Origin of the sequence: Hyphomonas chukchiensis (assembly GCF_000682695.1) — a bacterium.
Classification (GTDB): Bacteria; Pseudomonadota; Alphaproteobacteria; order Caulobacterales; family Hyphomonadaceae; genus Hyphomonas; species Hyphomonas chukchiensis.
In genome coordinates this window covers 170,997-197,635 of the sequence record NZ_AWFG01000041.1, presented here as the reverse complement: position 1 = coordinate 197,635, position 26,639 = coordinate 170,997, and the positions used below count along the sequence as shown (strand labels likewise).

Sequence of the window (26,639 nt, the reverse complement as noted above, 5' to 3'; positions counted from 1 at the left end):
ATAATGAAATACCTATTTGCTGCACTATTGGCGGGTGGACTCGCCACTGCTTGCACGACGCCCGCCGCGCCGGATGACAGCGCCACACTGGCGCCCGTCGAAGCGCCCGCGACAGAAGTATCCGTCGCCACGTTCGACTATGCCAGCGTCTTCGGACAGGATGACCGGCCCGCCGCCGACTATGAACAATATGATATCCGCAAGTCGAAAGATGTCCTCACCTTCACCGGCATCTTGCCTGGCATGACCGTGCTGGACCTTGAAGCGGCTGGAGGCACGTATACGGAACTCTTCTCCCGCGTCGTCGGTGACAGCGGCAAGGTCTACATGCAGAACCCGCCCGCCTTCGATGCCTTCCTTGGGGATGCCGTCTCCAAACGAGTCGATGGCCGCCTCGCCAATGTCACGCCGGTGCGCGCGCCCTTTGACGATCTCTCCGCCATTCCGGATGGCTCTGTCGATGTCACCACCTGGCTGCTCGGCCCCCATGAGCTCTGGTACACGCCCGAAGGCGCAGAGCCCGGCGCGCTGGGCGACCCCGACAAGGCTTTTGCCGAGATTGCCCGTGTCACCAGGCCGGGCGGCCAGTTCATCGTGCTTGACCATATGGCCCCTGTCGGCGCCCCAGCCACGACCGGCGGCGAGACGCACCGTATCGACAAGGCCATCATTATCTCCATGGCAGAGGCCAATGGCTTCACGCTTTCCGAGGAAAGCGACCTCCTCGCCAATGCGGAAGATGATGGCAGCCTGAATGTTTTTGATCCGGCCATCCGGCGCAAGACAAACCGCTTCCTGCTGAAATTCACCAAGGGCTGAAACGCCCTTCTGCAGTTGCAGCTACAGGCCCGTCGCTCCCACGCGGCGGGCCGTTTTTGTGGCGTTAAGCACGCCTGAAATGGCGTGGCTTCGCAAGTGTTAACGGCCTCTGAAAAACTCATCGAACCCGCTTCAACCTGTCTGAACGCGCGCGATGTAAAAGGTGTGACGCAGGACGCGGAGGGACGTATCGTGAATAGGAAGGGGCTCCTTTTCAGGTGGCTGCGGGCACGCCTGAATCCAAAGATTGAATCACATCGCGATGTGCTGCGGATAACCATCGGCACCACCATCATGATCCTGTCAGCCATCGCTGTCGGAGAGTTGATCGTCTCTCGCGTGTCGGGCTCCAACTTCTGGGCTGACCTTTCGCGCGGCATGATATTCGGTACACTGATTTCCGGCCCGGCTGTTCTCTTCAATGCCGTCGTGCTGCGCGAGAATGTCATCCTCTCCGGCAAGTTCCGCCGCGCCTATCGCCTCGCCTCCCGCAATGCAGAGCACGTCCTCAGCAAGAACCAGGAACTGGAAGAGGCGCAGCAGCGCCTTGCGGAACTGGCCCATTCCGATTTCCTCACCGGCCTCGCCAACCGCCGCCGTTTCGAACAGGCTTTTGCCGACGCATTCGGCGCGGTCGGGCTTGGCGGCCCACCCTTCTCGCTGATCCTGCTCGACCTCGACAATTTCAAGCAGATCAATGACGGCTATGGCCACGATGCCGGCGACGCCGTGCTGCGCCATGTGGCCCAGCGCCTGCGCAGGGCCATCGCCGACCGGCCGGGTCTCGGCGCACGTCTCGGGGGCGATGAGTTCGCCATTCTTCTCTGGGATACGTATGACGCACGTGATGTCGTCGGCTTTGCCACAAGGCTGCGCGATGACCTCGCCGTATCGCACACCTATTATGGCAAGACGCTCGATGCGCCCTCCAGCGTCAGTGTCAGTCTCAACCCGGACGCCTTCAGTTCGGCATCAGAGATGTTCGTTGCGACGGACAAGGCCCTCCTGGCCCTGAAGCGCAATCCCGATTGCGGCATCACGATCGTCGGCCGAGCCAAGGATGGCGACGACCTGTCGATCGCGGTCTGATCCGTTAGGCGCGCGCCTCGGCCAGCATCAGTTCGGGCGAACTGCCATGATGCACGACGGCCTGCGCCGGCAGCCAGCAGGTCACTTCCAGCCCGCCACCTTCGACCGGCTTCATGCCCACCGTGCCGCCATGCAGGTCGACGAAGTGCTTCACGAGCGCAAGGCCAAGGCCTGCGCCGCGCTGGTCGCCGGAAACGAAGCTGTCAAAGCTCGTCGCCCGCTTCTCGGCGTCCAGACCCTTGCCATTGTCGCGCACAGACAGCGTGACCATGTCGCCGATCCGCTGGGCCGAGACGACAATCTCGCCGCCGGATTCGGTAAAGCGCAGCGAGTTGGAAATCAGGTTGAACAGGACCTGGCGTATCCGGCGCTGGTCGGCGCGAATGACGCCCAGCTTGCCTTTGACGTCCGACCGCACACTGATTTCCGTGTCCTCGGCTTTCGAGACAACCATCTCGATGCTTTCCTCGATCACGTCCTGCAGCTGCACATCCTCGAGGTCGAGGTCCATGCGGCCCGCCTCGATCATGGCGAGGTCGAGAATGTTCTCGATCAGTTTCGACAAATGGTCGGAAGCTGAGAGGATCGCGCTGACATAGTCGGACTGGCGTTCGGTCAGCTGGCCGTTGCGCTGCGTTTCCAGCAGCTCGGCATAACCGAAGATGACCGTCAGCGGCGAGCGCAGCTGGTAACTCACATTGCGCACGAATTCCGTCTTCAGCCTGTCGGCGGCCTCGAAGGCTTCGGCCCGGTCGCGCAGGGCCGATTCCACACGCCGCGTCGCCGTCACGTCGGCAAAGGCAATCAGCGTATTCCCATCCGGCAGCGGATGGGTCAGGTAGGTCAGCATCGACCCGTCGGACCGTCGCATCTCGCCGGTCGTCGACTGGCGGGCGCGAGCGGACGGATCGGTGATATGGGCCTTGATGCCCTCCCAGATCTCGACATCGTGGAACAGCGGCACACAGGCCTCCACCACGACGGAATAGTCCGGCTTGTCTTTCAGCAGCTCGTGCGGAAGGCTCCACAGGCGTTCAAAGGCCTTGTTGAACAGTTTCAGCCGTCCGTCGCCGCCAAACACGGCAACCGCCTCGTGGAGGTTGTCCAGCGTCGAGGTCTGCGTCTTCACGATCGCATTGAACTTGGTCTTCAGTTCCAGTTCGCCGGTAATGTCCTTGAACAGCAGCAACAGGCCGCCCATCGGGTGACGCTGGCGCGTGACGGACAGGGTGCGGGCATCGGGCAGCGACCAGATATCTTCCTTCACCCCGTCAATATCGAGATAGTAGGACAGCTCCTCGGCGCGCCATTCGGCATAATTCGTCCGCGCCGGCAGCTTGCGCCGCTCGCGCAGCCGGTCCAGCAGCTGGCCATGCGTCGGCCGGTCCAGCAGGAAGGTCTCTTCAAGGTCCCACATGTCGCGGAAAGCCTTGTTGTAGAAGGTCAGCTTGCGGTCGGCGCCAAAGATGGCCACCGCGTCAGCCACATGGTTAAGCGTTTCGTCATGCGCGCGCACGTGGCGGTTCAGTTCCTCGCGCGCATTTTCCTGCGCGGTCACGTCAAAGGCCATGGCCCCTGCCCCGCCCGAGAGCGGGAAGGTCAGCACGCGCATCGCGCGGCGTTCGCCATTGATCACCATATGGCGCGTCTCGTCGATATCGACGCCTTCGGAAATCGTCTTGCGCGCCTGTTCGGCAGCGGCCTGGTCCAGCATCAGCTGGCGGTCCAGCACGCGGTCCAGGTTGATGCCGTCAACGGCCTCGATATAGGCCGGGTTCACCCATTGCAGCTTGCCCATGCCGGATACGCGCCAGGCCGGGAATGGCGACTTGCCCAGCATGTCGAGAAAGGCCGTGGGGTCGCGCGCAATCACTTGCCGCGCCTCTTCCAGCTTGCCCCGGGCCGAGCTTTCCTCCAGCCCCTTGATCGTCGTATCGGTCACCCAGACAACGGCGCGCGCGCCAGCCGTGCGTCCGTCGGCCTCGAGGAAACGGCCGGAAGGCCCGATAATCGTTAGCGAAAAGGCCTGCCCCGTCTCGCGCAACTCGCGCAGGCGGATGCGCAGCGTCGTGTCCTGCCCCGCGCTGTCGCGCGCTTCAAGGTCAGCAAGGCCCTCGATGATTCGCACCGCAGGATCCATGGAAATTGCGTCATCGGTAAAGCTCAGAAGGCCAGCCAGCGCGACAGGCGAGCCATAAAGTTCCGGCGCGATGATCTCGTCGCCATCGGCTTCCATCGCATCGCCCTGCCAGACAAGGATGACACCGGGGTGCGCCCCAAGGACGGAGCGGTGCTCGGCCAGCGCGGTTTCAAGCTCGGAAGACCGGTCGCGAAACTTGCGCGCAGCGCCGCGCGCACCATCCGAAACCCGCAATGCCCACAACAGTGCCGCGAGGCCCAGCGAAGCCGCCCCGGCGGACATGATGATTGGCACCTGCTCTGCACTTATCGCCATAAATCTTCCAGTTCCATTACGCGAATCGGCCGCGTCGACGGCAGCCGGAAGTGGTTAACGGAATGCTCCCTTTCCATTAAGGCCGGGTTAACGAGACGGTAAGACCACCCCTCCCACCATGCAAGGTAACTGAAACGTCATGTTGCAAATAAACCACAGGCGCATAGTCTACCCCTCTGGCCACCCCACGGAAACCGTCCATGCACCTTCGCCTCCTGGCAACAACCCTCTCGGCGCTTCTTTGCCTCTCCGCATCTGCAGCAGCCGAAAGCGTAAGTGAGGAAGAGGCCGAGCGCCTCGTCGAGACTGTTTCGATGAGCAGTGACGCCCCCGTGGAAGACGATGAACTCGTCCTGCTGCCGGGTCAGGGCCATCTCAATCCCAAGGCGCCGCATGGCCGCCACGCCGCCAATCGGCTCGTGCCCGGCGGCGGCCTGATCATGAGTTTCGACACAAATGATGACGGCTGGGTCACGCCGGAAGAACTACGCGTCGGCGCCGATGCCGCCTTCATCCTCGCGGATGCCAACAAGGACGACACACTCAGCGCGCTGGAACAGCAGGACTGGGCCCGCGACCTGCCCACGCGGGACGACACGCTGGCCAACCCGGTCCGCTTCGACCCCAATCTCGACCGCGTCGTCACCCGCAACGAATTCGTGGCTGTCATCGCCCAGCTCGCCGCGGCCTATGCCGAGCCCGATGGCACGATCCTGATCGCAAACCTCGCCGCGCCTGAACCAAAAGAAAACGACAAGCGCTACCGGGAAATGACCGATCTTGACCGGGATGAGGATGCCGCGCGCAATTAACCGGCGTTTTGCCCGTCACTAAAGGGCTTCAGCAGACGACGTCGTCCGGGCCCTGCTCGCCAAAGCCTTCCGCGATCAGTGCCGCCAGCGCCGTCACGGCTTCCGCCGCTTCCCTTCCCTCGGCCGTCAGCTCCACTTCACAGCCCATGTGCGCCACCAGCATCAGCAGGTCCATGATCGAGCGCGCATCGGCGCTCTGGTTCTCGTGATGCACGACGACATTGGCGTCAAATTCACCGGCCAGCCGCGACAGGCGCGCAGAGGCCCGCGCATGAAGCCCCTTGCGGTTCACGATCATGACGCGCTGGCTGGCGGATGTGGTGGAGGGCTGCACTAGCTGGTCTTCGCCAGCAGTTCAGAGGCGATGCTGATATATTTGCGGCCCGCTTCGGCGGCGACCTTGGAGGCCTCCGGCAGCGAAAGCGTCTCGCGCACTTCGGCCAGCTTGATCAGCATGGGCAGGTTCACGCCCGACAGGACCTCGATATTTCCCGCGCTCATGATCGACATGGCGAGGTTGGACGGCGTGCCGCCGAACATGTCGGTCAGGATGATAACGCCGCGCCCGCTGTCGCAGGACTTGGCTGTTTCACGGATCTGGTCACGACGTGCCTCGATATCGTCTTCGACCTCAATGGAAATCGAACGAAAGCAGGGCTGCTCGCCCACCACATGTTCTGTGGCCGCAACGAGTTCCCGCGCGAGCTTTCCATGGCTGACGACAACAATGCCGATCATGCCGATACCTTCCACATCCGTTCCTAACGAACATGTCATGCTGCCACGCAACAGTTTTGCGTCAACCCTGATTCAGCTGTTACAATACGGCTGTCGGGCTCAGTTGCCCGAAAGCCCCAGCACGTCATCCATGCCGTAAAGACCGGGCGCGCGCCCCTTCACCCAGGCCGCTGCCTGTAATGCGCCATGCGCAAACACCGCGCGGTCCAGCGCCTGGTGGCTCAGCGTCAGGATTTCCCTGTCCGAGCCGATGCTGACCGAATGCTCGCCGATCACATCGCCCATCCGGCGCACGGAAAACCCGATCTGCCCGGGCACGCGGGCACTGGCCGGCCCGTCATAGGGCGCCGCCCGCAGGTCATCCAGCCCGCTGCCACGCCCCTCGGCGGCCGCCTCGCCCAGCATCAGCGCCGTTCCCGAAGGCGCATCCACCTTGCGGCGGTGGTGCGTTTCAAGGATCTCGATGTCCCAGCCCTCGCCCAGCCGGCTCGCCGCGATCCGCGTCAGGGCTTGCAGCAGGTTGATGCCGACCGAGAAATTGCCTGCCTTGACGATGGCGAGCTGCTCAGCCGCCCGTGCCACCTCTTTCTCTTCTGCGGCGCTCATGCCCGTGGTGCCGATCACGACACCGCTGACCCGCGTATGCTTCAGCGAATTGAGCGCCGCCAGCGTCGCTTCCGGTCGCGTGAAATCGATCCAGACATCGGCATTCGCCGCCGCCGCCACAGGATCGGTCACCGGGCGAACGCCTAGCGCCTGACGTCCCGCCAGCTCGCCAATATCGCGGTCGAACGGGCCCTTGCCCGGCGCCTCGGTGCCACCAGCCACGACAAGGCCCTCATCGAGCGCGGCGGCCACCAGCTGGCGGCCCATCCGGCCAGCCACGCCAGCTATGGCAACGCTGAACGGGGTGCGGGCTTCTGTATCGGTCATCGGGGTCCTTCCGGCAGTCTTTAGGCGCGTCAGCGGTCATCCGGATCAGGCGTGATCCCGGCCGCTTCTTCCGCTACCTCAACCCTGTGCTCCAGTTTTGCAAGTTCCCGCTCGCGCAACTCGTCGGAAAAGGCACTCGCGAACACACCTGCAGGCAGCGCCACCACGCCAATACCGGCCAATGCAATCACCGAGGCAAAGGCCCGCCCCAGCGGCGTCACCGGGTACACATCACCATAGCCCACCGTCGTCAGCGTCGCGATCGCCCACCAGATCGCCCGCGGGATCGACTGGAACGTCTCCTGATGCTTGCCGCCCACGCCTTCGATGAAATAGAGCGCCACCGCCGAGACATAGACCAGCGCCAGCGCCATCGCGAGCGTCGTCAGGAGCTGCGATCCCGCCCGCCGCACCGCCGCGCCCAGCACATCAAAGGCCGGCACGAACCGCGCCAGCTTGATCAGCCGGAACAGCCGGAACACCCGCAGCGCCACCAGCGGCACGCCGCCCCCGAGGATCAGCACGATCATTTCCGGCAGGAAGGCCAGAAGGTCCGCAATGGAATAGAACCGCGTCATGTAGCGCAGGTGCCCGGAAACCCCGGCATATTCCTCCTTCAGCCCGTGGATATAGACGCGCACCACATATTCGATCGCGAACACGGTCACGACGAACACATTGAACGCATCGAAGGCCGCCCGCCATGCCGGCATGGCCGTCAGCGTCGGCTCGGTCTCAAGTGCCAGCGACAGGAAGCTCAGCAGCACGAGGATAATGATCAGCCAGTTCAGCCGCGAAATGCCATGTTCGCGGGCCTCCGGCACCAGCTCCATATAGAGCTTGTAGCGAAGGCCTTGCTGAACAGCGATCTGATGCACCACCATCGACAGGGTCCCCTTCCCGTAAATGCAGTCTGGCTAGCCTCTTAGCACGCCCCCCGCGCCTTTGGCGACAGAGGCAACAACCTTGTCCATCAGGCCCTGGATATCCTCGTCCGTCATCTTCTCGCGCGGCTGGATCGTCACCTCGAAGGCAACCGATTTCTTGCCCTCGGGCACGCCGGTGCCCTGATAGATGTCGAACACATCGGCCGAGACGATCAGCTGCTTGTCGGCGCCGGTCGCGTGCTTCACGAGATCGGCGGCCGGCACGGCATCATCGACGAGGAAAGCAAAGTCGCGGCGGATCGGCGTCAGGTCGGCGCGTTGCAGCACGGGCTTGGTCTTGGTCGATTTCACCTTCATCTGCGGCAGCGCATTGAGGTTCAGCTCGAACCCGAACATCGGCCCGTCCACGCCCAGCGCCTTCAGCACGCCCGGATGGACAGCGCCGAAATGGCCAACCGTCACTTTCGGCCCCAGTTTCAGGCAAGCTGCCTGCCCCGGATGCCAGTGCGGCTGCGTCGGCACGCCCACCTGGAACCGGTCGCCCGGCTGGCCGAGCGCCTCGAGAATGGCGAACAGGTCCGCCTTGGCTGCAAAGGAATCATAAGCCGCGGGCTTGCCCTGCCAGTGGCGCTGCACGGCGGGCCGCACAATGCCGGCTGCCACTGTGCGCTGGTCCTTCGGACCATCGCCCAGATAGATCGGGCCAACCTCGAACAGACGCGCGCCCGGCTCGCCATGATTGGCCGCCTTCTGCGCAGCCACGGCCAGGTTGCCGATGATTGACGGGCGCATGTAGTTCAGTTCGCTCGCGACGGGGTTCGCCACAGCCAGCGCCGGATCATGCTTGGCAAACAGCGCCGCATCATCCTTTGCCATGAAGCTCCATGTCACCGCCTCAAGGAAACCGCGCGCGGCCAGCACACGGCGCGATACACGCACGCGTTCCTGGATCGGCGTCGTGATCGCACGGCGGCCGCCCGCCGGTTCCGGCAGCGAGGTCACCGGCAGCGAATCATAGCCGATCAGCCGGGCAATCTCTTCCACGATGTCGGCCGACTGTTCCATGTCGAACCGGTGGCTCGGCGGCAGCAGGTACCAGGCATCGCCCGCGTCCTCGATGTCGAACTCAAGGTCCTTCAGGATACGGCGCATTTCCGGCAGCTTCACCACGAGGCCCGTGAGGCGCTCGACGTCAGCCGGATAGAACGTGACCTTGTTGATGCGCGCATCAATCGATCCGGCCACATTGGCCTTTGAAGCCGTGCCGCCGCCATGCTCCAGGATCAGCGCCAGCGCCATGTTGAGGCCATCGACACAGCTCTGCGGATCAACCCCCCGCTCGAACCGGTAACGCGCATCGGAATGAATGCCCGTCGCCCGGCCGGTCCGCGCCGTCGTCAGCGGATCAAACCAGGCGCTCTCGATGAACACATCCGTCGTCTCAGGCGACACCGCCGTCGAGGCACCGCCCATCACGCCGCCCAGGCCGATCACGCCGCTTGCGTCCGCGATCACGCACATGTCCGGCGTCACCTTGTAGGTCTTGCCGTCCAGCGCATCCAGCGTTTCACCGTCCTTGCCCCGCCGCGCCACAATCGTGCTACGCAGCTTGGCGGCGTCATAGACGTGCAGCGGGCGCGCCTGATCCAGCGAGATATAATTGGTCACATCCACCAGCAGCGATTTCGGCTGGATACCCACGGCCTTCAGCCGCGCCTGCATCCAGTCCGGTGACGGACCATTGGTCACGCCGCGCACCAGCGCGCCCGCAAACATCGGGCAGGCCTCCGGCGCGTCCAGCTTGATCTCCACCGGGCAATCGAAACTGCCCGCAACCTTCTTGACGTCCGTGCGGATGAAGCGCCCCGCGCCGGCTGCGGCGAGGTCACGCGCAATGCCTTGCACGCCCAGCCAGTCCGGCCGGTTCGGCGTCACTTCGAAATCGATCACCGGGTCTGTCAGGCCAAGCGCCTTGGCCGCCGGCGTGCCCATCGGAATGGACGCGTCCAGGTCGGCAATGCCGTCATGGTCCTCGCCCGCTTCCAGTTCCTTGGTTGAGCACATCATGCCCTGGCTCTCGACGCCGCGAATGGCACGCGGCTTCTTGTCGAGCGCAAACTCAAGCCCCGGAATATAGGCGCCGAGCGGCGCATAGATCGCCGTCATGCCGGCCCGCGCATTCGGCGCGCCGCACACGATCTGCTTCATGCCGTCAACGGTTTCCACCTGGCACACGCGCAGCTTGTCGGCATCCGGATGCGCCTCGGCCGCGATCACCTTGCACACGGTGAATGGCGCAAGCTTGGCCGCAGGGTCGATCACTTCCTCGACCTCCAGCCCTGCCTTCAGCATCAACGCCAGAATCTCGTCGAGCCCGGCTTTTGTCGCCAGGTGATCGGTCAGCCAGGAAAGGGTGAACTTCATATCGTCTGTCTTTCAGTGCTCATGAGCCGTATTCGGCGAGTAGGTCCTTGGCATCGCGCTCAAGCGTGGAACAGGATTTGACGGCTGCCGGGCGCGGCTGGTGCTGCAGGGTGCTGGAGATCCAGCAATCCTCCAGGATCGAGCAGAAACAGGAAAACACGACGGCCGGCTCCAGCTCGCCCGACACGAACTGCGTGACACGCGTCTGCAAGCCCTCGGCGGTCTCCTCCGTCATCGGCCATGTTGCGCTGATCGGCACCAGGAAATCGCCCTGCCGTATGACCCGCCCCTCGATTGACGCGGTTGTCAGTAGCGGCGCATCGAACGTCTCCGGCACCGAATAGGTCACCAGCTCGTCGAAGCTGGCAGACTCATCCCGCCCCGGAATGTAAATATAGCTGGAATCGATCAGCGCCGGGCCGACACCCGCATTGCGGATCTCGACCGCATATCTGACGATTTCACTGTTCACCTCGGTCTGATGCGTCACTTGCAGGATCGGCCAGACATCGGCGCGCTGCTGCGATCGCATCTGGCGCGCCTGATCCCAGCCAATGAACAGGGCCACCACGCTGGTAATCACCGCGCAGATCGCGATCAGCATTTCCGCCTTGTTGCCATTGCCCATCTGTCCGTCCTCAGCTCAGTCCGCCGCTGACCGACGGGGTTGTCCATGGTGCAAAGCCATAGTGGCGCGTCCATTGCGGGTCAGCCTCAAAGTAAGGCCGCAGGTCCGGCATGCCGTATTTCAGCATGGCGAGGCGATCGACGCCCATGCCGAAGGCAAAGCCCTGATGCGTCGCCGGGTCCAGCCCGCAATTGCGCAGCACGTTCGGATGCACCATGCCGCAGCCCAGCACTTCCAGCCAGTCCGTGCCCTTGCCCACCTCAACCGTGCCGCCTTCGCGCAGGCACTGCACGTCCATCTCGGCCGATGGCTCGGTGAACGGGAAGAAGTGCGGGCGGAAGCGCGAGACGACATTGTCCACTTCAAAGAAGGCCTTCACGAAATCGATCAGGCAGCCCTTGAGGTGGCCCATGTGGATGCCCTCCTCGATGACCAGGCCTTCGACCTGGTGGAACATCGGCGTATGCGTCGCATCCCAGTCATTGCGGTAAACGCGGCCCGGCACGAGAATCCGGATCGGCGGCTTCTCGCTTATCATGGTGCGGATCTGCACAGGGCTCGTATGCGTGCGCAGCACTTTCGGCGTGCCGCCTTCGGGGGCGTCGAGGAAGAACGTGTCATGCGTCTCGCGCGCCGGGTGGCCTTCGGGGAAGTTCAGCGCGGTGAAATTGTGCCAGTCGTCTTCAATGTCCGGGCCCTCGGCCACGGTGAAGCCCATGTCGCCGAAGATCGCCGCAATCTCCTCGAACACCTGCATCACGGGGTGCAGCGTGCCGGCGCGTGGGCCGGGCGCCGGCGGCAGCGTCAGGTCGACCTTCTCGGTCGCCAGCTGCGCCTCGAGCGCCTCGCCTTCCAGTGACGCCTTGCGCGCACGCACGGCGTCATCCACCGTCACTTTCAGCGCGTTCAGCTTCGGCCCGTTTTCCTTGCGCTCTTCGGGCGTCATCTTGCCCAGTGCGCCCATCAGGCCGGACACGCGGCCTTTCTTGCCCAGCTCGGCCACGCGCACGGCGTCCAGCGCGTCGAGGCTCGTCGCCGCGGCAATCGCCGCAAGGGCCTCTTTCTCTATCGTTTTGATATCAGACAAGGTTTCAGCCTCTCTTGCGATTCAGCGCGCTTTCTAGTCGCTTCGGGTCAACATGCAAACGCCCAAAGGAAAAGCCCGGCTTTGGGGGCCGGGCTCTCCTGTATTGCAGCAACGGTGTGTGCAGCCTAGGCGAGCGCGGCTTTCGCCTGCTTGACCAGTGCAGCAAACGCTTCCGGCTCGCGGATCGCGATGTCGGACATGACTTTACGGTCGACTTCGATGCCGGCCTTGGTCAAGCCGTCGATGAAGCGGCTATATGTGAGTTCGTCGTCATGGATGCGGACAGCGGCGTTGATGCGCTGGATCCAGAGCGAGCGGAACGTACGCTTTTTGACCTTGCGGCCGACATAGGCGTACTGGCCGGCTTTCCAGACGGCCGAATTCGCGTTCGTGAACGTGTTCTTCGAACGGTTGCGGAAGCCTTTGGCCTGCTTGATGATTTTCTTGTGGCGAGCGTGCGCTGGCACTTTGTTACGTGAACGGGGCATGGTGGCCTCCTAAGTCAAGATCGGGGGAAAAACGGGAAAAGCCTACAGGCCGTACGGCAGGAACTTCTTCATGACGCGCGCGACATCAGCACTCGAAGCGACTTTCGTGCCCCGGTTCTGGCGGATGTACTTGGCATTATGGCTCATCAGACGGTGGCGTTTACCCACGACACCGTGCTTCAGCTTGCCCGTAGCGGTGATCTTGAACCGCTTTGCAGCGGCTTTCTTGGTCTTCATCTTCGGCATTTCTTGTCTCCTTATATGAGCTCTCACCCTTGGGCGGCCCTTGGTCGTTCATGAGCAGAGGGGCATGCCGTTCGCCCGCACCGCTCGGAAGAGCCGGCTTATGACGGATCAGGAACAGAGAATCAAGGGGCCAGATGCCCGATTCAGCAGGCGATTTGCGCCGGAAACGGGGGAAAGCGCAGCCCGTCTCCCCGGCCCGGCCCCAATTGCCTCGCCAGATCCCCGAAAACCTGTCCGACCGCAAGCCCGGCGGGGCCATGATGTGCCTGTCATGACGGCTGGTTTTCCCAGGCAGCTGTCATGGGGGCGAAAGCCCCGGCAAACGGAGGGAAACAGGGTTCGCGACCCGGTGTTTTCCTGTGTCATCTTCATAAAGCGATGCGGCCCTCTTCCCTCCGCCCGCCACAAAGAGAAAAACCGGAGGGCCAAGGGGCCCGTCCGGTTCTTTGTTCTGTCTGCTTCTAAATCAGAATCAGCCGCACTTCAGGCTGAGCACCACGCCTTCGGCATCGGTCAGCACGTTCAGGCGCGTTGGCACATAGTCCATCGTCACCTGGTCGTCCGGGCCGACCACGCGGGTGTTCTCGGGCATTTCGGCCTCGGGAATCGCGCTGGCCTGCTGGCCCACATAGGTTTCCAGCGCAGCCATGCCGCACGTGTCATCCATCGTGTCGATCGGGTTCATTTCCGGCTGCACGGCCGTGTCGGTCTCGGTCGCAGCATCCGGCGTCTCGGCCGGCGCAGGCTCGGCCGCCTCAGGTGCAGCGGCTTCGGGCGCGGTTTCCGGCGCAGGCGCCGAACAGGCGCCCGCCATCAGGGCAAAGCCCAGGATCAGGCCAGCATGCATCTTCATCGCGGCGCTAGGACCATCGTCATCTGACGGCCTTCCAGCTTGGGTTCGGTTTCCACTTTCGTGGTCTCTTCGAACTGCAGCTTCACCCGCTCGAGCAATTGCATGCCGAGATGCTGGTGCGCCATTTCGCGGCCACGGAAGCGAAGGGTCACCTTCACCTTGTCGCCATCGTCGAAGAAACGCTGCATCGCGCGCGCCTTGACCTCATAGTCATGCGTGTCGATGTTCGGGCGCATCTTGATCTCTTTGAGTTCGCTGGAGCGCTGCTTTTTCTTGGCAGCAGCCTTCTTCTTGCGCTCTTCAAAGCGGAGTTTGCCATAGTCGAGAATCTTCACGACCGGGACTTCCTGGTCGGGGGACACTTCAACAAGGTCCATGCTCGCCTCGCGCGCCGCATCAAGGGCTGCTGCGAGGGGCATCACGCCCTGTTTCTCACCGTTCTCATCAATCAATAGAACCTTGGCGGCACGAATGTCGTCATTGATGCGCGGGCCGGTCTGTTTCGGCGGGGCGTCGGCGTCTGGTCTGCGAGCTATGGCCTGTCTCCTTTGTGGCTGTTCATAGGCTTGGTGAATATGCCATTCGTTGGCCTAATCATCAAGGCGCGTCGGTTGTTCCCAAATTTGTTGCAAGTCAAGCAGGCAACAGCCCAAGGGCCCGCACCGACTGCCATACATCGTCCACGCTCAGCTCTTTCAGCGTCGGGGCCGAATTGATGATCACCGGCTGTTTTGGGCCGCGCGGCGCGGCATGGTCCGGGTTGCTCTCGGTCAGGGCGAACAGGGCAATGCCCGGCGCCCCGGCCAGCGTCGCCATATGCATCGGGCCGGTATCATTGCCGACCACGAACAGCGCCTTCTCGGCCAGCGTCACGATCTGGAACAGGTCCGTCCGCGTCACAAGGCTCTTCGCCCGTGGCTCGCGCCGCACGATCTCGTGCGCCAGCGGGCCCTCCGCCTTGCCGCCGATAATCACCGGCTGGATGCCCGCATCGGCCACCCGCGAGGCGAGTTCGGCATAATTCTCTTCCGGCCAGCGCTTGGCCTCCCGGTGCGCCGAGGCGCCGGGGATCAGCAGCATGTAGGGCTCTTCCAGCGAGAAATAGGCGGGCTGCAGGCGCGGCGTGTCGCCCAGCTTGTGACGCACCCATGAAAGGTCCGGGAAGGGCGCGCTCGTGCCCAGCCAGCGGCCTTCCGGCGGCACGCCCGCCACTTCCAGCTGCTCCGCCAGGCGGTCAATCGAGTGCATCCGCCCCCGCTCGGCATTATCGTGGAAAAAGGCCGCCTTCTCATGATGGCCCGACCAGAGCGGCGCCTTGCCCGAGCGGCTCAGCGCGGTGAAATAGTTCTTGGTGCGCCCGCTGGTCTGGAAATCATAGATAATGTCATAATCGGCCTTGCGGATCCGCTGGATCAGCGCCGCCGTCGCCTTCATGCCCTCGGGGCGGCCATCGGTCTCCACCCGGTCCACATAGGGGCAGAGCTTGCCGAATTCCTCGAAGAATGGCGTCGTCAGCAGGGTAATCCGCGCCGAGGGATGAGTCTCGCGCACAGCCTTCATCGCCCCCAGCGACAGCACGAAGTCGCCGAGCGCGCTGAGCTTGATGATCAGCACTTCCTTTGCGCTGGCGCCCGGGTTCACCGGGCTCATCGTGGTCTCACTCCTGGCCATGTCTGCGGTATAAATCCCTACTCCAACAACCGCTTATAGACATTAAGCGTCGCCGCCTGAAGCCCCCGCTTGGAGAAATGCGCCCGGACATGCGCCTGGCCGGCCTTTCCCATGCCTGCGCGGGCACTCGGGCCGACGTCCAGCAGGGCCCTGATGGCGCCTGCCAGCGCTGCCGGACTGCCCGGTTCCACCCGCGCGCCGGTCTCGCCCTCGATCACCGTTTCGCGCCCGCCGCCATGGTCCGCCACGATCACCGGCCGCCCCATGGCCGAAGCCTCCGCCGCCACCCGTCCGAAGGCTTCCGGCCTGATGGATGGCGTCATCACGATATCTGCCGCAAGGCACGCCGCCGGCATGTCGCGTTCATGTTCGGCCAGCAGCACCGTGCCGCCCAGCCTGTGCGCGAGGATCGCATCCTCCAGCCGGGTCACATAGCCCGCCCGGCCCTGCGGATCGCCCGCCAGCACCAGAACCAGCTTCTTCAGCTCGTCCACCGACATCAGGCCCAGCGCCTCGATCGCGACCAGCTGGCCCTTCCACTCGGTCAGGCGCCCCGGCAGGAACAGCGTCAAACGGCTGTCGCCCGCGATGCCCCAGCGCCCGCGCACCGCCTCGATCCGGGCAGGCGCGACCCTGGCCGGGTCAAACACATCAAGGTCCACACCGCGCGGAATGGTGACGATCTTCTCAGCCGCAATCCCGTGCACATCATGCACATGCGCCGCAATCCAGTTGGAATTGGCAATCACGAGATCGCCCTTCGCCATGACCGAATTATAGCGCCGCTTCAGGCCGCTCGTGCCCGAATAGGCGCCATGATAGGTCGTCACGAACGGCACGCCTGCCGCCTTCGCCGCCCAATAGGCGCTCCAGGCCGGCGCCCGCGACCGCGCATGCACAAGGCTCACGCCTTCGCGCGCGATCAGGCTCTTCAGCTTGCCCTCGTTCATTTTCAGCGTCAGCGGGTTCTTCGATTTCGCGTCCATCCGGAAAAGTTCGCCGCCCAGCGCCGCAAACTCGTCCTCCAGCCGCCCGCCCTTGCTCGCCAGCAGCGCCCGGCCACCGGCCGCAATAATCGCCTCGGTTACTTCCAGCACGGTGCGCTCCACGCCGCCGGCCGAGAGTTCAGGCGCCACCTGGAGGATGGTCTTGCCGCTGAGATCCGGAAAATCGTCCAAAGCTGCTCTCGTCCCTCGCTCGCTTGACAGGGGAGACAGATGGCGGAACGGAGAGGCAATGACAACGTCCTATTTCACCGGCCCCGCTGGCCACCGCCTCGCCTTTCGCCGCAGCAACGCCAGCACGGGCGATCTCACCTATGTCTGGATGTGCGGCTTCAAGTCCGACATGACCGGCACCAAAGTGCTGCGTCTGGAAGACTGGGCGAATCAGGCCGGCCACGGCTTCCTCGCCTTCGATTATTCCGGCCATGGCCAGTCCGAAGGCGCCTTCGAGGACGGCACGGTCAGCCAGTGGCGCGCCGACGCCCTCGCCGCCATCGACAACCAGACAGACGGCCCGCTCGTCCTTGTCGGCTCCAGCATGGGCGGCTGGATGGCCCTGCTCTCGGCCCTCGCCCGGCCCGAGCGTGTCAAAGGCCTCGTCCTCATCGCCCCGGCGCCGGACTTTACCGAAAAGCTGATGTGGCCCGAATTCTCCCCCGAGGCGCAGGCCGAGATCATGGAGACCGGCCAGACCCTGCGCCCCTCGGACTATGACGAACCCTATGTCATCACCCGCGCCCTGATCGAGGATGGCCGCCAGTGGCAGATCCTCGACAAGCCCATCGCCTTTGACGGCCCCGTCCGCATCCTGCAGGGCATGGAAGATGCCGACGTGCCATGGACCCACGCCGCCCGCCTCGTCGACACGATGACCGCCACCGACCTCACCATCACCCTCATCAAGGACGGCGACCACCGCCTCAGCCGCGAGCAGGACATCGCCCGCCTGCTCGACACCTGCACCGAGATCGCCCGCACCCTCGCCTAGAGGCGCGAGCCGTCCAGCGTCACGTCCGAATTGCGCCAGACAATATCGAACATGGGCTTCATCTCGGCGGCCTCATCGCTCTTGCCCTGCTTCTCCAGCGCCTTCATCAGGCCGGACATGGACCAGCCATTGTGCGGGTACTCTTCAAGGTCTTTCCGGTAGACGGCCTCCGCCTCGGCATACTGGCCCGCCGCGATCAGCGCCTCGCCCAGCGATTGCCGTGTTGGGTAATACCAGAAAGGCGGCTCCATATAGGGCAGCGAGTCCTGCGCTTCCACGGCAGCCGTGAAATGCGCAATCGCGTCCTCATGACTGGCCTCAGCACTGGCAATCTCGCCCTGCAACAGCTCGTCCGCAATCGTCAGCAGCGTGCTGGCCGGATAATCCGCCGTGTCCATGAAACTGATCTGCACGCTGCCCGTCAGCCCCGCCAGCGCCTCCCGTTCGGCAGAAGCTGCTGCGACATCGCCGCTCCGCGCCAGGGCCACGCCGCGTGCGTAATGCCAGATCGCATTCGAATAATCGAGCGTCTCGGGCGGCGGCTCCGTTGCGAGGATCGTCTCCCACTGGCCGAACTGCACCAGTGACAATAGCGGGATCGTCTTGAAGAACTCGATCGTCGGGAACTCCTGGATCTGCTCCATGCGCACATTGTCGGCCACTTTCTGCCCGGCCTCGATGGCCATGTCCTGCTGGCCCGACATGCTGGCCGCCGCCCACAGGAAATGGATATTATGCGGATAATAGAGCGCCGGATAGAAACCCTGCGCATTGCACTGCGCGATATAATCCTCGTCCACCTTGGCCGCCGTGATATTGGCCTTGGCCGCATCGTCATAGCGCCCCACGCGCCAGTAGATATGCGCCGGCATGTGCACCAGATGCCCCGATCCGGGCACGAGGCCCGCCAGCCTGTCGGCCTCATCCTCGGCCCGCCCCGGATCGGCAGAGGCCTCCACCGCATGGATATAGAGGTGCAGCGCCAGCGGATGCTCGGGCGCATTGGCGATAATGTCCTCCAGCGCGCTGATCACTTTCACCGTCTCCGGCTTTGGCGCGCCATCCGCCGACCAATAGTCCCACGGCATCGTGTTCATCCATGCCTCGGCATACATGGCCTCGGCATCATAATCGTCCGGATGGTCCCTCACATAGTCTCCCATCGCCTCGGCATAGGCGACATCCAGCGGCTCGCGCGACGTCGACGGATCGCCATTATAGCGCGCGGCCATGGCCGCTATCAGCGCCTGCTCTGCGGGCGTCGCAGTGTCCTTCAGCTCCAGCGCCTTGGTAATCGCGGCAAAGGCCGCCACCCGGTCGGCATCCGACATCACAGCCTTGCCCTTGCTGGTGACGTTGATGTTCGGGCCCGTGGCCATCGCCTCGCCCCAGAAACACATGGCACATTCCGGGTCGAGCTTTTGCGCCGCCTTGAACGAGCGGATGCTCTCGGCGTGATTGAATCCGAAGGCCAGCATCATCCCCTGATCGAAATATTTCTGCGCCTCCGCACTCGACGTTGATATCTTGCGGTGGAAGTCGCCCATGCCCTCGAACAGCGGCGCCCCCGCCGTGGCGGTGACATCCAGCTTCTCGGTTTCTGGCGGCGTGGCGGCCAGTTCCGATACCGGCTCCATGGCCAGGCCGTCCGTGCCATGTCCTGACGTCTTGAAATGGCTGCACCCGGTCAACGCGACGGCGCTGACCGCCATTGTGAAAATGCGGTGTCTCATTGTTCGTCCCCTCATCACCGGGACGTGCCAGCCAGGCGGCTACCAGCCCCTTTCTGTTAATAAATCCCTCTTAGCACGAATTGTCCTTCCGGTGATCCCCCTTTGTCGCTTCATGCGTCAGCCCGGTATTACAAATGGGTAACCGCGCGACGGACGGGAGCATTGAGACGCGTTGAAGCCTGACATGTTTCAGGCTTGAAGGGGCTCTCCATAATGAAAATCACTCCATCGTCCCGCGCGGGTGCAGGCATCTGCCTTGCTACCCTCCTCCTCACCACGGCCTGCGCCTCCGGGCGCCAGCCACCGCAACAGGGCGGACGCAACATGCAGGGCGAGACCATGCGCGTGCAGGGCGGCAAGATCGCCCGACCGATCGGCCTCCTCTTTGCCGGCATGGATCTGAACCAGGACCATGTCATCGACGAATCCGAGCTGGATAGCGGCATCCTGCACGACTGGCAGGGCTTTAATCTGTCCGGCCATTCCGGCGCATCCGCCCTCGGGCTGGCCGAGTGGTCCGTCCACGCACTGGGCGACGCGGACGCGCTGCCGAACAATATTGCCTTTGACAGCAATTTCGACGGACAGGTCAGCGAAAGCGAATTCCGCACCCGCCTGATCAGCGAATTTGCCGCGCTCGACAAGGATCATGACCGCCGCCTGACGCGTGCCGAACTCCTGATCGACGCACCCGCCCGCGCCGAGTCCGGCGCCATGATGCAGCGCGGCGGCATGGGCCCGGGCGGCGATATGGGCGGGCCCCGGGGCGGCAGCCGCCCGCCGCGCTGAGTCAGCGGACGAAGGGCACCCTTAACAATCTGTGTACGCCCCGCCGCAAATCCGACGCCCCGCACTAAGCATAAATACCGCTTTGTCTGTCATAAGCCCCGTCAGTAGTTTGAAACACCGGGCGGACACATCTTGCGGGGCGACTTTCTAAATTTTGCGGGCCGATTCTTAAGCCTTCTCATCGTGGTCTGGGTCTCGCTGAGCTTCCCGTCCGATGCGCAGGCGATTGACGTGGGCAACCTCGACGGCCGCATGAATATCAGTCGGCATGCGACGGTCGCCAGCGATGTGCCGACCGCCATCACGCTTGCGGACATCCTCAGCCCGACCAGTGACATTGCTTTCGTCAAGAACCACGCCGATGCCTTCCAGGCGAGCAGCCGGAAAGGCGACGTCTGGATGCGCACGCAATTGCGCAATTCCGGCGCGACCGACCTGCACGGCGATCTTGTCGTCCGCTTTCCTTATCTTGAGCGCGTCGATATTTATCTTCTTGATGCGGATGGATACATTCAGACGGGGACGGCCGGTTCGGGTGTCGCCCTTTCCGGCATTGGCTTGCCCGCCCCCTTCCCGACTTTCGAAATTGATGTGCCCGCCGGCGAGACCCGTACCGTCTATATCCGCGCGAGTGGCGGCCCCATGGTTGTCATGCCGGTCTGGTTTCACACCAGCGCCGACTACCAGTCCTGGTTTCAGGGCTCGGTTGGCATCTTCGCGCTTCTGATGGGTATCGCCTGCACATTCACCGCCTATGCCTGGTCCATCGCGCGCAAATCCGACACGCCGGCCTATGGGCTCTATTTCTGGTTCTGCGTCACGGCCATCACCTATGTGATCTTTTCGACCGGCATGGGCAAATCGCTCTTCTGGCCGCGATCGAATGTCAGCACGATAACGCTCGTCTACATCCTTCAGGGCGCCGTCACCGCCTTCGGTGCCGTGTTCATCTCCAACTTCCTGGATATCCGTCGTCGCTGGCCATCCTTCTACATCGTGATCAACGGACTTGTGGCGCTATGCGTGCTCAGCAGCATCGGCGGCTTCTTCCCGGGTCTCCTGTCGCGCGCCGTTTACATGATCTGCTCGGGCATCGGCCCTGTTGTCGTGCTGATCGGCGTATGGGCGCTGCATCGCCGCGGCGTGCCGGGTGCCGGGGCCGTTCTCGTCGGCTGGGCGCCGCTGATCATGGCGACGGTCTGGCTCTATCTGCGCCTCTTCGAGATCACGCCCTATTTCGAGATCAACCATTATATCGTGCCGCTGGGCCTCTGCTTCACCGTGTTCCAGTTCAGCTGGGCAATCAGCAACCGCGTCAAGGATGCCGAAGCCAGCGCCGCAACCGATCCGCTCACCGGCCTCTCCAACCGGCGCGACCTCGACACGACGCTCGCGGCCCTGACGCGCAGCAACACGCCCGCCTGCACGGCCGTGCTCGCCGTCGACCTCGATGGCTTCAAGGTCATCAATGACACGCATGGCCACGATGCCGGCGACCTGGTGCTCCAGGTCATCGCCAGCCGCCTGAAAAATGTCGGTGCAGGGCGCGCCAAGCCCTTCCGCACCGGTGGCGACGAATTCCTGATCGTCTATTCCAGCAAGGACGCCCGCGCGGAGATTCAGGCCTTCGGAAACCAGTGCATTGCAGTCATCAACCGCCCCATCGCCTTCCGCGGCACATTGCTGAATGTCGGCGCCAGCGTCGGCGTCGCCTTCATCGACGATCATGTGGATTTCCGGGAAAGCATTTCCCGCGCCGACTCGGCCCTCTATGCCGCCAAGCGTGAAGGCAAGGGCGTCGTGCGCCTGTTTGATCAGCGCCAGTCACCCGTCGGCCAGCCCGGCTTCAAACCCGTCGTGGTCAACGCCTAGGGCTGTCCTGTTCGGCGGCGAGCACGGCGGTCAGCCCTTCCCGGTAAGTTGGATAGACCGGCCGCCAGCCCAGCGCCGCCTTGGCCCGCGCGTTCGACACCCGCTTGCACTCGGCATAGAAGCTGCGCGCCATCGCGCTCATGTCGGTCTCGTCGAGCAGCGTTTCGGACGGCGGCTCAAGGCCCAGCAGCTCCGCCGCAAAACCGGTCACGTCCTGCGGCGGCGCCGCGAGGTCGTCGCAGAGGTGGAACACCCCGCTTGCCTCCGGCCTCAGCATCAGCGCTTCCAGTCCGCCCGCGATGTCGTCGACATGCACCCGGCTGAACACCTGCCCCAGCTTCACCACACGCGTCGCCGTGCCGTTCCGCAGCTTCTCGAATGGTGAGCGCCCAGGTCCATAGATGCCCGGCAGGCGGACAATACGCACTTTGTCCCCGGTCGCCTCGCGCCACTGCGTCTCAGCCAGCACCCGCTGCTTCGATCTTTGCGAGCCCGGATTGACCGGGCTCCATTCCATCGCCCAGCCGCCGCCAAGGTCGCCATAGACGCCTGTCGTCGAAAGGTAGGTCACCGAGGCCGCCTGCTGGGCGAGATGCCCTGCCACGCGCGCCGCCGGGCAGCCGTCCGCGTCCGGCGGCAGCGTGATCAGCCAGTGTGCGCCCTCGGGCGGCGCAATTTGTCCCTTGCCGTCCCACTGAACGACCTCAAAGCGGTCCGGGAACGGTCCCGGAATGGTCCGGGAAGTCCCCGTGACGTCGCAGCCCCGCGCCACCAGGCGCTCGCCCAGTGCCCGCGCCGAATAGCCCAGTCCAAAGACAAAAAGCAGTGATGGCGGAACTGTCATTTGCGCTCGGCCTCCCAGTCATGACTATAGACCTCACTACAGGTCCCGGAGCTTCTTATCCATGTCTATCCTTGCCGCCGCGGCGATCTCACTCGCCATGCTGCAGAATGTCAGCACTGATTTTGCCCAGCGCGAAGCCACCCGCCTCGACGCCTGTATCGCCCGCATCGATGAAGACCCCGACGAGGCCTATGAAGACGCCCTCGCCTGGAGTTTCGAAGGCAATCGGCCCGGCGCCCGCCAGTGCGTCGCGCTTGCCCTGATTGCCCTCGGCCAGGAGGCTGAAGGTGCAGCAAGGCTTGAAGAACTGGCCAATGCCAGCGACGGCGGATCGATGGACCAGCGCGCCGTTTACCTGATGCAGGCGGGCAATGCCTGGCTCGTCGCCGGCGCCCCGGAAGCGGCCGTCGTGACGCTCACCAATGCCCTGAAAATCATGCCCGACGACGCCAATCTCCTCGTCGACCGCGCCAGCGCCCAGATATTGCTCGAGAAATGGCCCGAAGCCATCAAGGATCTCGACAAGGCCCTCTCGGCCTCCCCCGGCCTTGCGGCGGCCCACCAGCTGCGCGCCGAAGCCCGGCTCAACATGAACGACCTCGAACCGGCCCTCGCCGACGTTAAGGCCGCCATGGCTGCCGAACCGGACAATATCGACACGCTCGTCCTGCGTGGCCGTATCCGCGAGGCCATCCGCCTCTCGGAAGTGCGCATGGTGTCGCCTCAGACCGAATAGCGGTCCTGCAGCATTTGCCACACAGCGCGCAGGCCGCACGCGGCTGCGCCCTCGGGCCGTCCATACTTGCCAAGCCGCCAGGCCCACACGTCCAGATGCGTCCAGCTTTTCGCGTCGACGAACTGTTTCAGGAACAGCGCGGCCGTGATCGAGCCGGCAAACCGGCCGCCGGAATTGACGAGATCGGCAATCGGGCTTTTCAGGTCTGAGAGATAGGGATCCCAGAGCGGCATGCGCCAGACAGGATCGCCGGACATGGCAGACCCCGCCTGAATGGCCCCTGCCATATCCTCATCATCCGTATAGAACGGCGCAAGATCGGCTCCCAGCGCCACCCGCGCGGCCCCGGTCAGAGTCGCAAAATCGATCAGCACGTCCGGCTTGAACTCACAGGCCCGCGCCAGCGCGTCGGCGAGGATCAGGCGTCCCTCTGCGTCCGTATTGTCGATCTCCACGGTCAGGCCCTTGCGGCTGTTGAGAATATCCCCCGGCCGGAAGGCGTCCCCGGCCACGGCATTCTCGACCGACGGGACATAGAGTTTCAGGTGCACAGGCAGCTTCGCGCTCATGATCAGCTGCGACAGCGCAATGACATGCGCGGCCCCGCCCATGTCCTTCTTCATGATCCGCATGCCGCTGCCCGGTTTGATGTCGAGACCACCGGAATCGAAGGTCACGCCCTTGCCGACCAGTGCCAGGCTCGGGTGCGCCGGGTCACCCCATTCCAGTTCCATGAAGCGCGGCGCGTAAACGGCAGCCCGGCCGACGGCATGCACCAGCGGATAGTTCTCTTCCAGCAGGTCATCCCCCACGATGGTCGTCAGCGTCGCGCCGAAACGCTCTGCAATACTGGCGATGGTCGCGTCAACATCCTGCGGGCCCATGTCGGCGGCGGGCGTGTTGACGAGATCACGCAGCAGTGCGCAGGCATCGGCTTCCCGCGAGAGGGCGTCAGCGTCGGCGCTTACAGGCATAACCAGAAGCGGCGGCTTGGCCTTGTCCTTGAGGTAGCGATCGAAGCGGTAGGCGCCATCGGCCCAGCCGGCTGCGATATGGGCAAAGGCCATTCCGCCGTCCCCGGCAATCGCATAGGCGCCTTCGGGAAGTTTCGCAGAGATGGCCGCGACAGCCAGCGCGTCCTGCCCCTTGCCGATGCCAGCCAGCACATGGCTCAGTTTGCCGTCTTCCCCCGCCTGATAAACCACCTGCCCCGCCGCGCCGGTAAACCCCTGCCCCTTGGCCAGCGCGCGGGCGCCGGGAAAGGGATCATCCTTCAGGCCGTCGAAGCCGGCTGGGGTGAACAGGTGGATGGCGGCCGCTTTGGCCCCCTCGGCGGTGAAACTCTTGTGCATTTACGTGCCTCTCCGGGCGATTTGTTAATCAGGCGGCCGGTTTTGTTAACTGAACCTTGACCTCGGCAGGCCAGACTCGGCCTCACATGCACCTGATACATACTTGGAGCCTTCCCATGTCCAGAGTCAAAACGTCACTGGCTGTCCTCGCGCTTGTCCTGGCTGCGACGACAACAGGCTGCGCAAGCACGGCGTCGAAAGAGGAAAAGGCGCAGAAGGCCCAGCTTGAAAAGGCCATGGAAGAAGCGATGAAGCCGGCCAGCCCGGAAGAGGTCGCTGCCGCCAATCGCGCCGATCCGCTGACCAAGGCGAACTTCTGGTCCAAGGAACATGCCAAGGACCCGGAAAACCTCGAAACCGCCATCACCTTTGCCAAGGCCCTGCGCGAGATCGGCAGCGACGACCGCGCCATTGATGTGCTCTCGCAGGAGCTGGTCGTGCATCCCGACAGCGCCGAACTCCTGATGGTGCTTGGCCGGGCCCTTTCGACCAAGCAGGACTTTGCCGCCGCGATCCAGGCCTATAGCCAGGCCGCCACGCTGGAGCCTGAGCGGGCCGAGGCCTGGGCGGCGCTCGGCACGGCCTTCGACCAGATCGACCGTCACGCCGATGCCCAGACCGCCTATGAGCGCGCCCTCGCCATCGAGCCGAACCGGACCTCAACACTCGCCAACTACGGCCTGTCACTGGCGCTGGCCGGTGATCTTGCCGGCGCCGAAGCGAAGCTGCGGCTGGCCGATGCCCAGCCCGACACCAATACGCGCGTGAAGGAAAACCTTGCGCTCGTGCTGGGCCTGCAGGGCAAGTATGCCGAGATGAAGGAAGCCAGCGGCGGCAATGCTCCGCCGCGCATCGTCGAGCAGAACGTAGAACTGCTGCGCGAAATGGTGCAACCGACACGCACATGGGAAGCGCTCGCGGAACATGCCGAACTGGGCAAGCTGCCGCCTGCCCCGACGGCGCCGCGTACCGCAGGCCCGGATTCAGATCGCCCACAGGCCGCGACATCAATACCGGTCACCGATGCGCCGGCCGCGATGCCGGACAGCAGCGATACCGGCCTGCGCCTGCGCCGGAATTAGACCGCCCCACCGTCAAACGGAAAATGCCCGCCTGCAGGCAGCAGACGGGCATCGGGCAATCCATCTTTCAAGCGGCCGTATCAGACGTCGCGCAGGGGCCGTTCGATCTGCGAGGTTGTCAGAGCGGGCGCGGCGGAATTCTTCTCCTGCATCTGCTGGTACTTGATGTAAGCCGGGCCCAGAACGACCAGGAAGAGGACGGGCAGGAAGAACAGGATCATCGGCACTGTCAGCTTGGCAGGCAGCGCCGCGGCCTTCTTCTCGGCGGCCGACATGCGCATCTCGCGGTTTTCCTTGGCCATGACGCGCAGCGCATCGCCAAGCGGTGTACCGTAGCGTTCCGCCTGTGACAGCGCCATGCAGACGGCCTTGACGCCTTCATGCCCTGTCCGTGCGGCGAGGTTGTCATAGGCCTGGCGCCGGTCCGGCAGGTAGGACAGTTCCGCCACGGTGAGGCCGAATTCCTCGGCCAGTTCCGGCGAGGCAGAGCCGATCTCCTGGCTGACCTTGTTGAAGCCAAGCTCGATCGACATGCCGGCCTCGACGCAGATCAGCAGCATGTCGAGCGAGTCCGGGAAACCGAGCATGATCGACTTCTGGCGCTTGGCGGCAAGGTTCTTGACGTAGATGTTCGGCGCATAGAATCCGGCAGCCATGCCGAAGGCCAGCGAGCCGTATTTCATGGTCGGGTTCAGGCCGAGGTCATTGACGAAGAAGATATAGAAGAAGGTCAGCAGGAGGCCGACAAAGGGCAGTGCCATACGGGCAAAATAGAAGGCCGAGATCGGGCCGGGGCCGCGCAGGCCGGCCTGGTTCATCAGCTTGACCACGTTCGGGTCTTCAAGCGCCTTGGCCAGGTTCAGCTTGGAGGCCACTACCCCCATCATGCTCTTGTCTTCGCGGCGCAGGCTCTTGGTTTCGAGCGCGGCGCGGCTCTGCTTGCGGAGCTTTTCGCGCTGGGTCGACACGGCCTTGAGGCGCGTCTCCAGCTTGTCGCCCTTCAGGTAAGGCAGGAAGACCGTAACGAATGTCGCAAACACGGCTGCAGCAACGAGATAGGCCGCCAGCGTGTCGGGGTGGGTGAAGCTTACAAGGAAATCATACATCGC

Annotated in this window: 26 protein-coding genes; 8 read left to right on the top strand and 18 right to left on the bottom strand. The window is 63.8% G+C overall.

Annotated features, from left to right (window positions below; genetic code table 11):
• Positions 1–3 precede the first annotated feature (3 nt).
• Positions 4–819: a methyltransferase domain-containing protein gene (locus HY30_RS13535; protein WP_051615476.1), complete on the top strand. Its 816-nt coding sequence runs from the start codon at positions 4–6 to the stop codon at positions 817–819.
• Positions 820–1,083: 264 nt separating this feature from the next.
• Positions 1,084–1,908: a GGDEF domain-containing protein gene (locus HY30_RS13530; RefSeq protein ID WP_155839340.1), complete on the top strand. Its 825-nt coding sequence runs from the start codon at positions 1,084–1,086 to the stop codon at positions 1,906–1,908.
• Between the two features lie 4 nt (positions 1,909–1,912).
• On the opposite strand, the gene HY30_RS13525 is transcribed toward HY30_RS13530, so the two are convergent.
• Positions 1,913–4,363, bottom strand: a complete 2,451-nt coding sequence (locus tag HY30_RS13525; RefSeq protein ID WP_241765729.1) for a sensor histidine kinase — start codon at positions 4,361–4,363, stop codon at positions 1,913–1,915.
• Positions 4,364–4,563: 200 nt separating this feature from the next.
• On the opposite strand from HY30_RS13525, the gene HY30_RS19405 reads away from it, so the two are divergent.
• A complete protein-coding gene (locus HY30_RS19405; RefSeq protein WP_051615475.1) occupies positions 4,564–5,175 on the top strand; it encodes an EF-hand domain-containing protein in 612 nt (203 codons plus the stop codon).
• Positions 5,176–5,203: 28 nt separating this feature from the next.
• Here HY30_RS19405 and HY30_RS13515 read toward each other — a convergent pair whose 3' ends face one another.
• The 13 genes from HY30_RS13515 to HY30_RS13455 form a co-directional block, all read right to left on the bottom strand.
• Positions 5,204–5,509 (bottom strand): HPr family phosphocarrier protein, encoded by a 306-nt coding sequence (locus tag HY30_RS13515; protein WP_241765728.1) that lies wholly within the window; start codon positions 5,507–5,509, stop codon positions 5,204–5,206.
• Positions 5,509–5,913 (bottom strand): PTS sugar transporter subunit IIA, encoded by a 405-nt coding sequence (locus HY30_RS13510; RefSeq protein WP_034741666.1) that lies wholly within the window; start codon positions 5,911–5,913, stop codon positions 5,509–5,511. Before HY30_RS13510 ends, HY30_RS13515 begins: the two co-directional genes overlap by 1 nt.
• Positions 5,914–6,012: 99 nt before the next feature.
• Positions 6,013–6,846 carry a 4-hydroxy-tetrahydrodipicolinate reductase gene (gene dapB / locus HY30_RS13505; protein ID WP_034741449.1) on the bottom strand — a complete coding sequence of 278 codons (834 nt, stop codon included), beginning with the start codon at positions 6,844–6,846 and terminating at the stop codon, positions 6,013–6,015.
• 29 nt (positions 6,847–6,875) lie between these two features.
• Complete coding sequence (locus HY30_RS13500; RefSeq protein ID WP_051615474.1) at positions 6,876–7,730, bottom strand: ion transporter; 855 nt, start codon at positions 7,728–7,730, stop codon at positions 6,876–6,878.
• 33 nt (positions 7,731–7,763) lie between these two features.
• Positions 7,764–10,157: a phenylalanine--tRNA ligase subunit beta gene (gene pheT, locus HY30_RS13495; RefSeq protein ID WP_034741445.1), complete on the bottom strand. Its 2,394-nt coding sequence runs from the start codon at positions 10,155–10,157 to the stop codon at positions 7,764–7,766.
• Positions 10,158–10,176: 19 nt separating this feature from the next.
• The gene (locus tag HY30_RS13490; protein ID WP_034741442.1) at positions 10,177–10,785 is read right to left on the bottom strand and encodes a hypothetical protein; all 609 of its coding nucleotides are present in this window, start codon (positions 10,783–10,785) and stop codon (positions 10,177–10,179) included.
• A gap of 10 nt (positions 10,786–10,795) precedes the next feature.
• Positions 10,796–11,872, bottom strand: coding sequence for a phenylalanine--tRNA ligase subunit alpha (gene pheS / locus HY30_RS13485; protein WP_034741439.1), 1,077 nt, complete (start codon positions 11,870–11,872; stop codon positions 10,796–10,798).
• 125 nt (positions 11,873–11,997) lie between these two features.
• On the bottom strand, positions 11,998–12,360 hold the full coding sequence (rplT, locus tag HY30_RS13480) for a 50S ribosomal protein L20 (protein WP_034741436.1): 363 nt from the start codon (positions 12,358–12,360) through the stop codon (positions 11,998–12,000).
• A 42-nt stretch (positions 12,361–12,402) separates the two neighbouring features.
• Positions 12,403–12,606 (bottom strand): 50S ribosomal protein L35, encoded by a 204-nt coding sequence (gene rpmI / locus HY30_RS13475; protein ID WP_034741433.1) that lies wholly within the window; start codon positions 12,604–12,606, stop codon positions 12,403–12,405.
• A 472-nt stretch (positions 12,607–13,078) separates the two neighbouring features.
• The gene (locus HY30_RS19400; RefSeq protein WP_051615473.1) at positions 13,079–13,459 is read right to left on the bottom strand and encodes an I78 family peptidase inhibitor; all 381 of its coding nucleotides are present in this window, start codon (positions 13,457–13,459) and stop codon (positions 13,079–13,081) included.
• Positions 13,456–13,995: a translation initiation factor IF-3 gene (gene infC / locus HY30_RS13465; RefSeq protein ID WP_081812241.1), complete on the bottom strand. Its 540-nt coding sequence runs from the start codon at positions 13,993–13,995 to the stop codon at positions 13,456–13,458. The genes HY30_RS19400 and infC overlap by 4 nt, the downstream gene beginning before the upstream one ends.
• Before the next feature lie 97 nt (positions 13,996–14,092).
• A complete protein-coding gene (locus HY30_RS13460) occupies positions 14,093–15,130 on the bottom strand; it encodes a glycosyltransferase family 9 protein (protein ID WP_241765725.1) in 1,038 nt (345 codons plus the stop codon).
• Between the two features lie 17 nt (positions 15,131–15,147).
• Entirely contained in the window at positions 15,148–16,308 is a 1,161-nt protein-coding gene (locus HY30_RS13455) for a glycosyltransferase family 4 protein (RefSeq protein ID WP_034741423.1), read from the bottom strand.
• A gap of 58 nt (positions 16,309–16,366) precedes the next feature.
• On the opposite strand from HY30_RS13455, the gene HY30_RS13450 reads away from it, so the two are divergent.
• The gene (locus HY30_RS13450) at positions 16,367–17,122 is read left to right on the top strand and encodes an alpha/beta hydrolase (RefSeq protein WP_034741421.1); all 756 of its coding nucleotides are present in this window, start codon (positions 16,367–16,369) and stop codon (positions 17,120–17,122) included.
• Here HY30_RS13450 and HY30_RS13445 read toward each other — a convergent pair.
• Positions 17,119–18,855 (bottom strand): tetratricopeptide repeat protein, encoded by a 1,737-nt coding sequence (locus HY30_RS13445; protein ID WP_241765724.1) that lies wholly within the window; start codon positions 18,853–18,855, stop codon positions 17,119–17,121. The genes HY30_RS13450 and HY30_RS13445 overlap by 4 nt on opposite strands.
• A 213-nt stretch (positions 18,856–19,068) precedes the next feature.
• On the opposite strand from HY30_RS13445, the gene HY30_RS13440 reads away from it, so the two are divergent.
• A complete protein-coding gene (locus HY30_RS13440; protein ID WP_034741418.1) occupies positions 19,069–19,644 on the top strand; it encodes an EF-hand domain-containing protein in 576 nt (191 codons plus the stop codon).
• Positions 19,645–19,827: 183 nt separating this feature from the next.
• Positions 19,828–21,516 (top strand): diguanylate cyclase, encoded by a 1,689-nt coding sequence (locus HY30_RS13435; protein ID WP_155839339.1) that lies wholly within the window; start codon positions 19,828–19,830, stop codon positions 21,514–21,516.
• On the opposite strand, the gene HY30_RS13430 is transcribed toward HY30_RS13435, so the two are convergent.
• Complete coding sequence (locus HY30_RS13430; protein ID WP_034741413.1) at positions 21,506–22,360, bottom strand: SDR family oxidoreductase; 855 nt, start codon at positions 22,358–22,360, stop codon at positions 21,506–21,508. The two genes, HY30_RS13435 and HY30_RS13430, sit on opposite strands and share 11 nt — an antisense overlap.
• A 61-nt stretch (positions 22,361–22,421) precedes the next feature.
• Between HY30_RS13430 and HY30_RS13425 the strand changes: the two genes are divergently transcribed.
• Complete coding sequence (locus HY30_RS13425; RefSeq protein ID WP_034741410.1) at positions 22,422–23,096, top strand: tetratricopeptide repeat protein; 675 nt, start codon at positions 22,422–22,424, stop codon at positions 23,094–23,096.
• Here the strand turns inward: HY30_RS13425 and HY30_RS13420 are convergent.
• On the bottom strand, positions 23,084–24,448 hold the full coding sequence (locus HY30_RS13420) for a leucyl aminopeptidase family protein (RefSeq protein ID WP_034741407.1): 1,365 nt from the start codon (positions 24,446–24,448) through the stop codon (positions 23,084–23,086). The two genes, HY30_RS13425 and HY30_RS13420, sit on opposite strands and share 13 nt — an antisense overlap.
• A 116-nt stretch (positions 24,449–24,564) precedes the next feature.
• On the opposite strand from HY30_RS13420, the gene HY30_RS13415 reads away from it, so the two are divergent.
• Complete coding sequence (locus tag HY30_RS13415) at positions 24,565–25,530, top strand: tetratricopeptide repeat protein (protein ID WP_034741404.1); 966 nt, start codon at positions 24,565–24,567, stop codon at positions 25,528–25,530.
• An 80-nt stretch (positions 25,531–25,610) separates the two neighbouring features.
• On the opposite strand, the gene HY30_RS13410 is transcribed toward HY30_RS13415, so the two are convergent.
• The gene (locus HY30_RS13410) at positions 25,611–26,636 is read right to left on the bottom strand and encodes a type II secretion system F family protein (protein ID WP_034741401.1); all 1,026 of its coding nucleotides are present in this window, start codon (positions 26,634–26,636) and stop codon (positions 25,611–25,613) included.
• Positions 26,637–26,639 lie beyond the last annotated feature (3 nt).

Excerpts from the sequence above, each read along its gene's own strand:
- HY30_RS13535 (WP_051615476.1), top strand. The coding sequence starts at position 4 with ATGAAATACCTATTTGCTGCACTATTGGCGGGTGGACTCGCCACTGCT.
- HY30_RS13525 (WP_241765729.1), bottom strand. The coding sequence starts at position 4,363 with ATGGCGATAAGTGCAGAGCAGGTGCCAATCATCATGTCCGCCGGGGCG.
- HY30_RS19405 (WP_051615475.1), top strand. The coding sequence starts at position 4,564 with ATGCACCTTCGCCTCCTGGCAACAACCCTCTCGGCGCTTCTTTGCCTC.
- HY30_RS13510 (WP_034741666.1), bottom strand. The coding sequence starts at position 5,913 with ATGATCGGCATTGTTGTCGTCAGCCATGGAAAGCTCGCGCGGGAACTC.
- dapB (WP_034741449.1), bottom strand. The coding sequence starts at position 6,846 with ATGACCGATACAGAAGCCCGCACCCCGTTCAGCGTTGCCATAGCTGGC.
- HY30_RS13500 (WP_051615474.1), bottom strand. The coding sequence starts at position 7,730 with ATGGTGGTGCATCAGATCGCTGTTCAGCAAGGCCTTCGCTACAAGCTC.
- pheT (WP_034741445.1), bottom strand. The coding sequence starts at position 10,157 with ATGAAGTTCACCCTTTCCTGGCTGACCGATCACCTGGCGACAAAAGCC.
- HY30_RS13490 (WP_034741442.1), bottom strand. The coding sequence starts at position 10,785 with ATGGGCAATGGCAACAAGGCGGAAATGCTGATCGCGATCTGCGCGGTG.
- rplT (WP_034741436.1), bottom strand. The coding sequence starts at position 12,360 with ATGCCCCGTTCACGTAACAAAGTGCCAGCGCACGCTCGCCACAAGAAA.
- rpmI (WP_034741433.1), bottom strand. The coding sequence starts at position 12,606 with ATGCCGAAGATGAAGACCAAGAAAGCCGCTGCAAAGCGGTTCAAGATC.
- HY30_RS19400 (WP_051615473.1), bottom strand. The coding sequence starts at position 13,459 with ATGAAGATGCATGCTGGCCTGATCCTGGGCTTTGCCCTGATGGCGGGC.
- HY30_RS13460 (WP_241765725.1), bottom strand. The coding sequence starts at position 15,130 with ATGGCCAGGAGTGAGACCACGATGAGCCCGGTGAACCCGGGCGCCAGC.
- HY30_RS13450 (WP_034741421.1), top strand. The coding sequence starts at position 16,367 with ATGACAACGTCCTATTTCACCGGCCCCGCTGGCCACCGCCTCGCCTTT.
- HY30_RS13445 (WP_241765724.1), bottom strand. The coding sequence starts at position 18,855 with ATGAGACACCGCATTTTCACAATGGCGGTCAGCGCCGTCGCGTTGACC.
- HY30_RS13440 (WP_034741418.1), top strand. The coding sequence starts at position 19,069 with ATGAAAATCACTCCATCGTCCCGCGCGGGTGCAGGCATCTGCCTTGCT.
- HY30_RS13430 (WP_034741413.1), bottom strand. The coding sequence starts at position 22,360 with ATGACAGTTCCGCCATCACTGCTTTTTGTCTTTGGACTGGGCTATTCG.
- HY30_RS13425 (WP_034741410.1), top strand. The coding sequence starts at position 22,422 with ATGTCTATCCTTGCCGCCGCGGCGATCTCACTCGCCATGCTGCAGAAT.
- HY30_RS13420 (WP_034741407.1), bottom strand. The coding sequence starts at position 24,448 with ATGCACAAGAGTTTCACCGCCGAGGGGGCCAAAGCGGCCGCCATCCAC.
- HY30_RS13415 (WP_034741404.1), top strand. The coding sequence starts at position 24,565 with ATGTCCAGAGTCAAAACGTCACTGGCTGTCCTCGCGCTTGTCCTGGCT.
- HY30_RS13410 (WP_034741401.1), bottom strand. The coding sequence starts at position 26,636 with ATGTATGATTTCCTTGTAAGCTTCACCCACCCCGACACGCTGGCGGCC.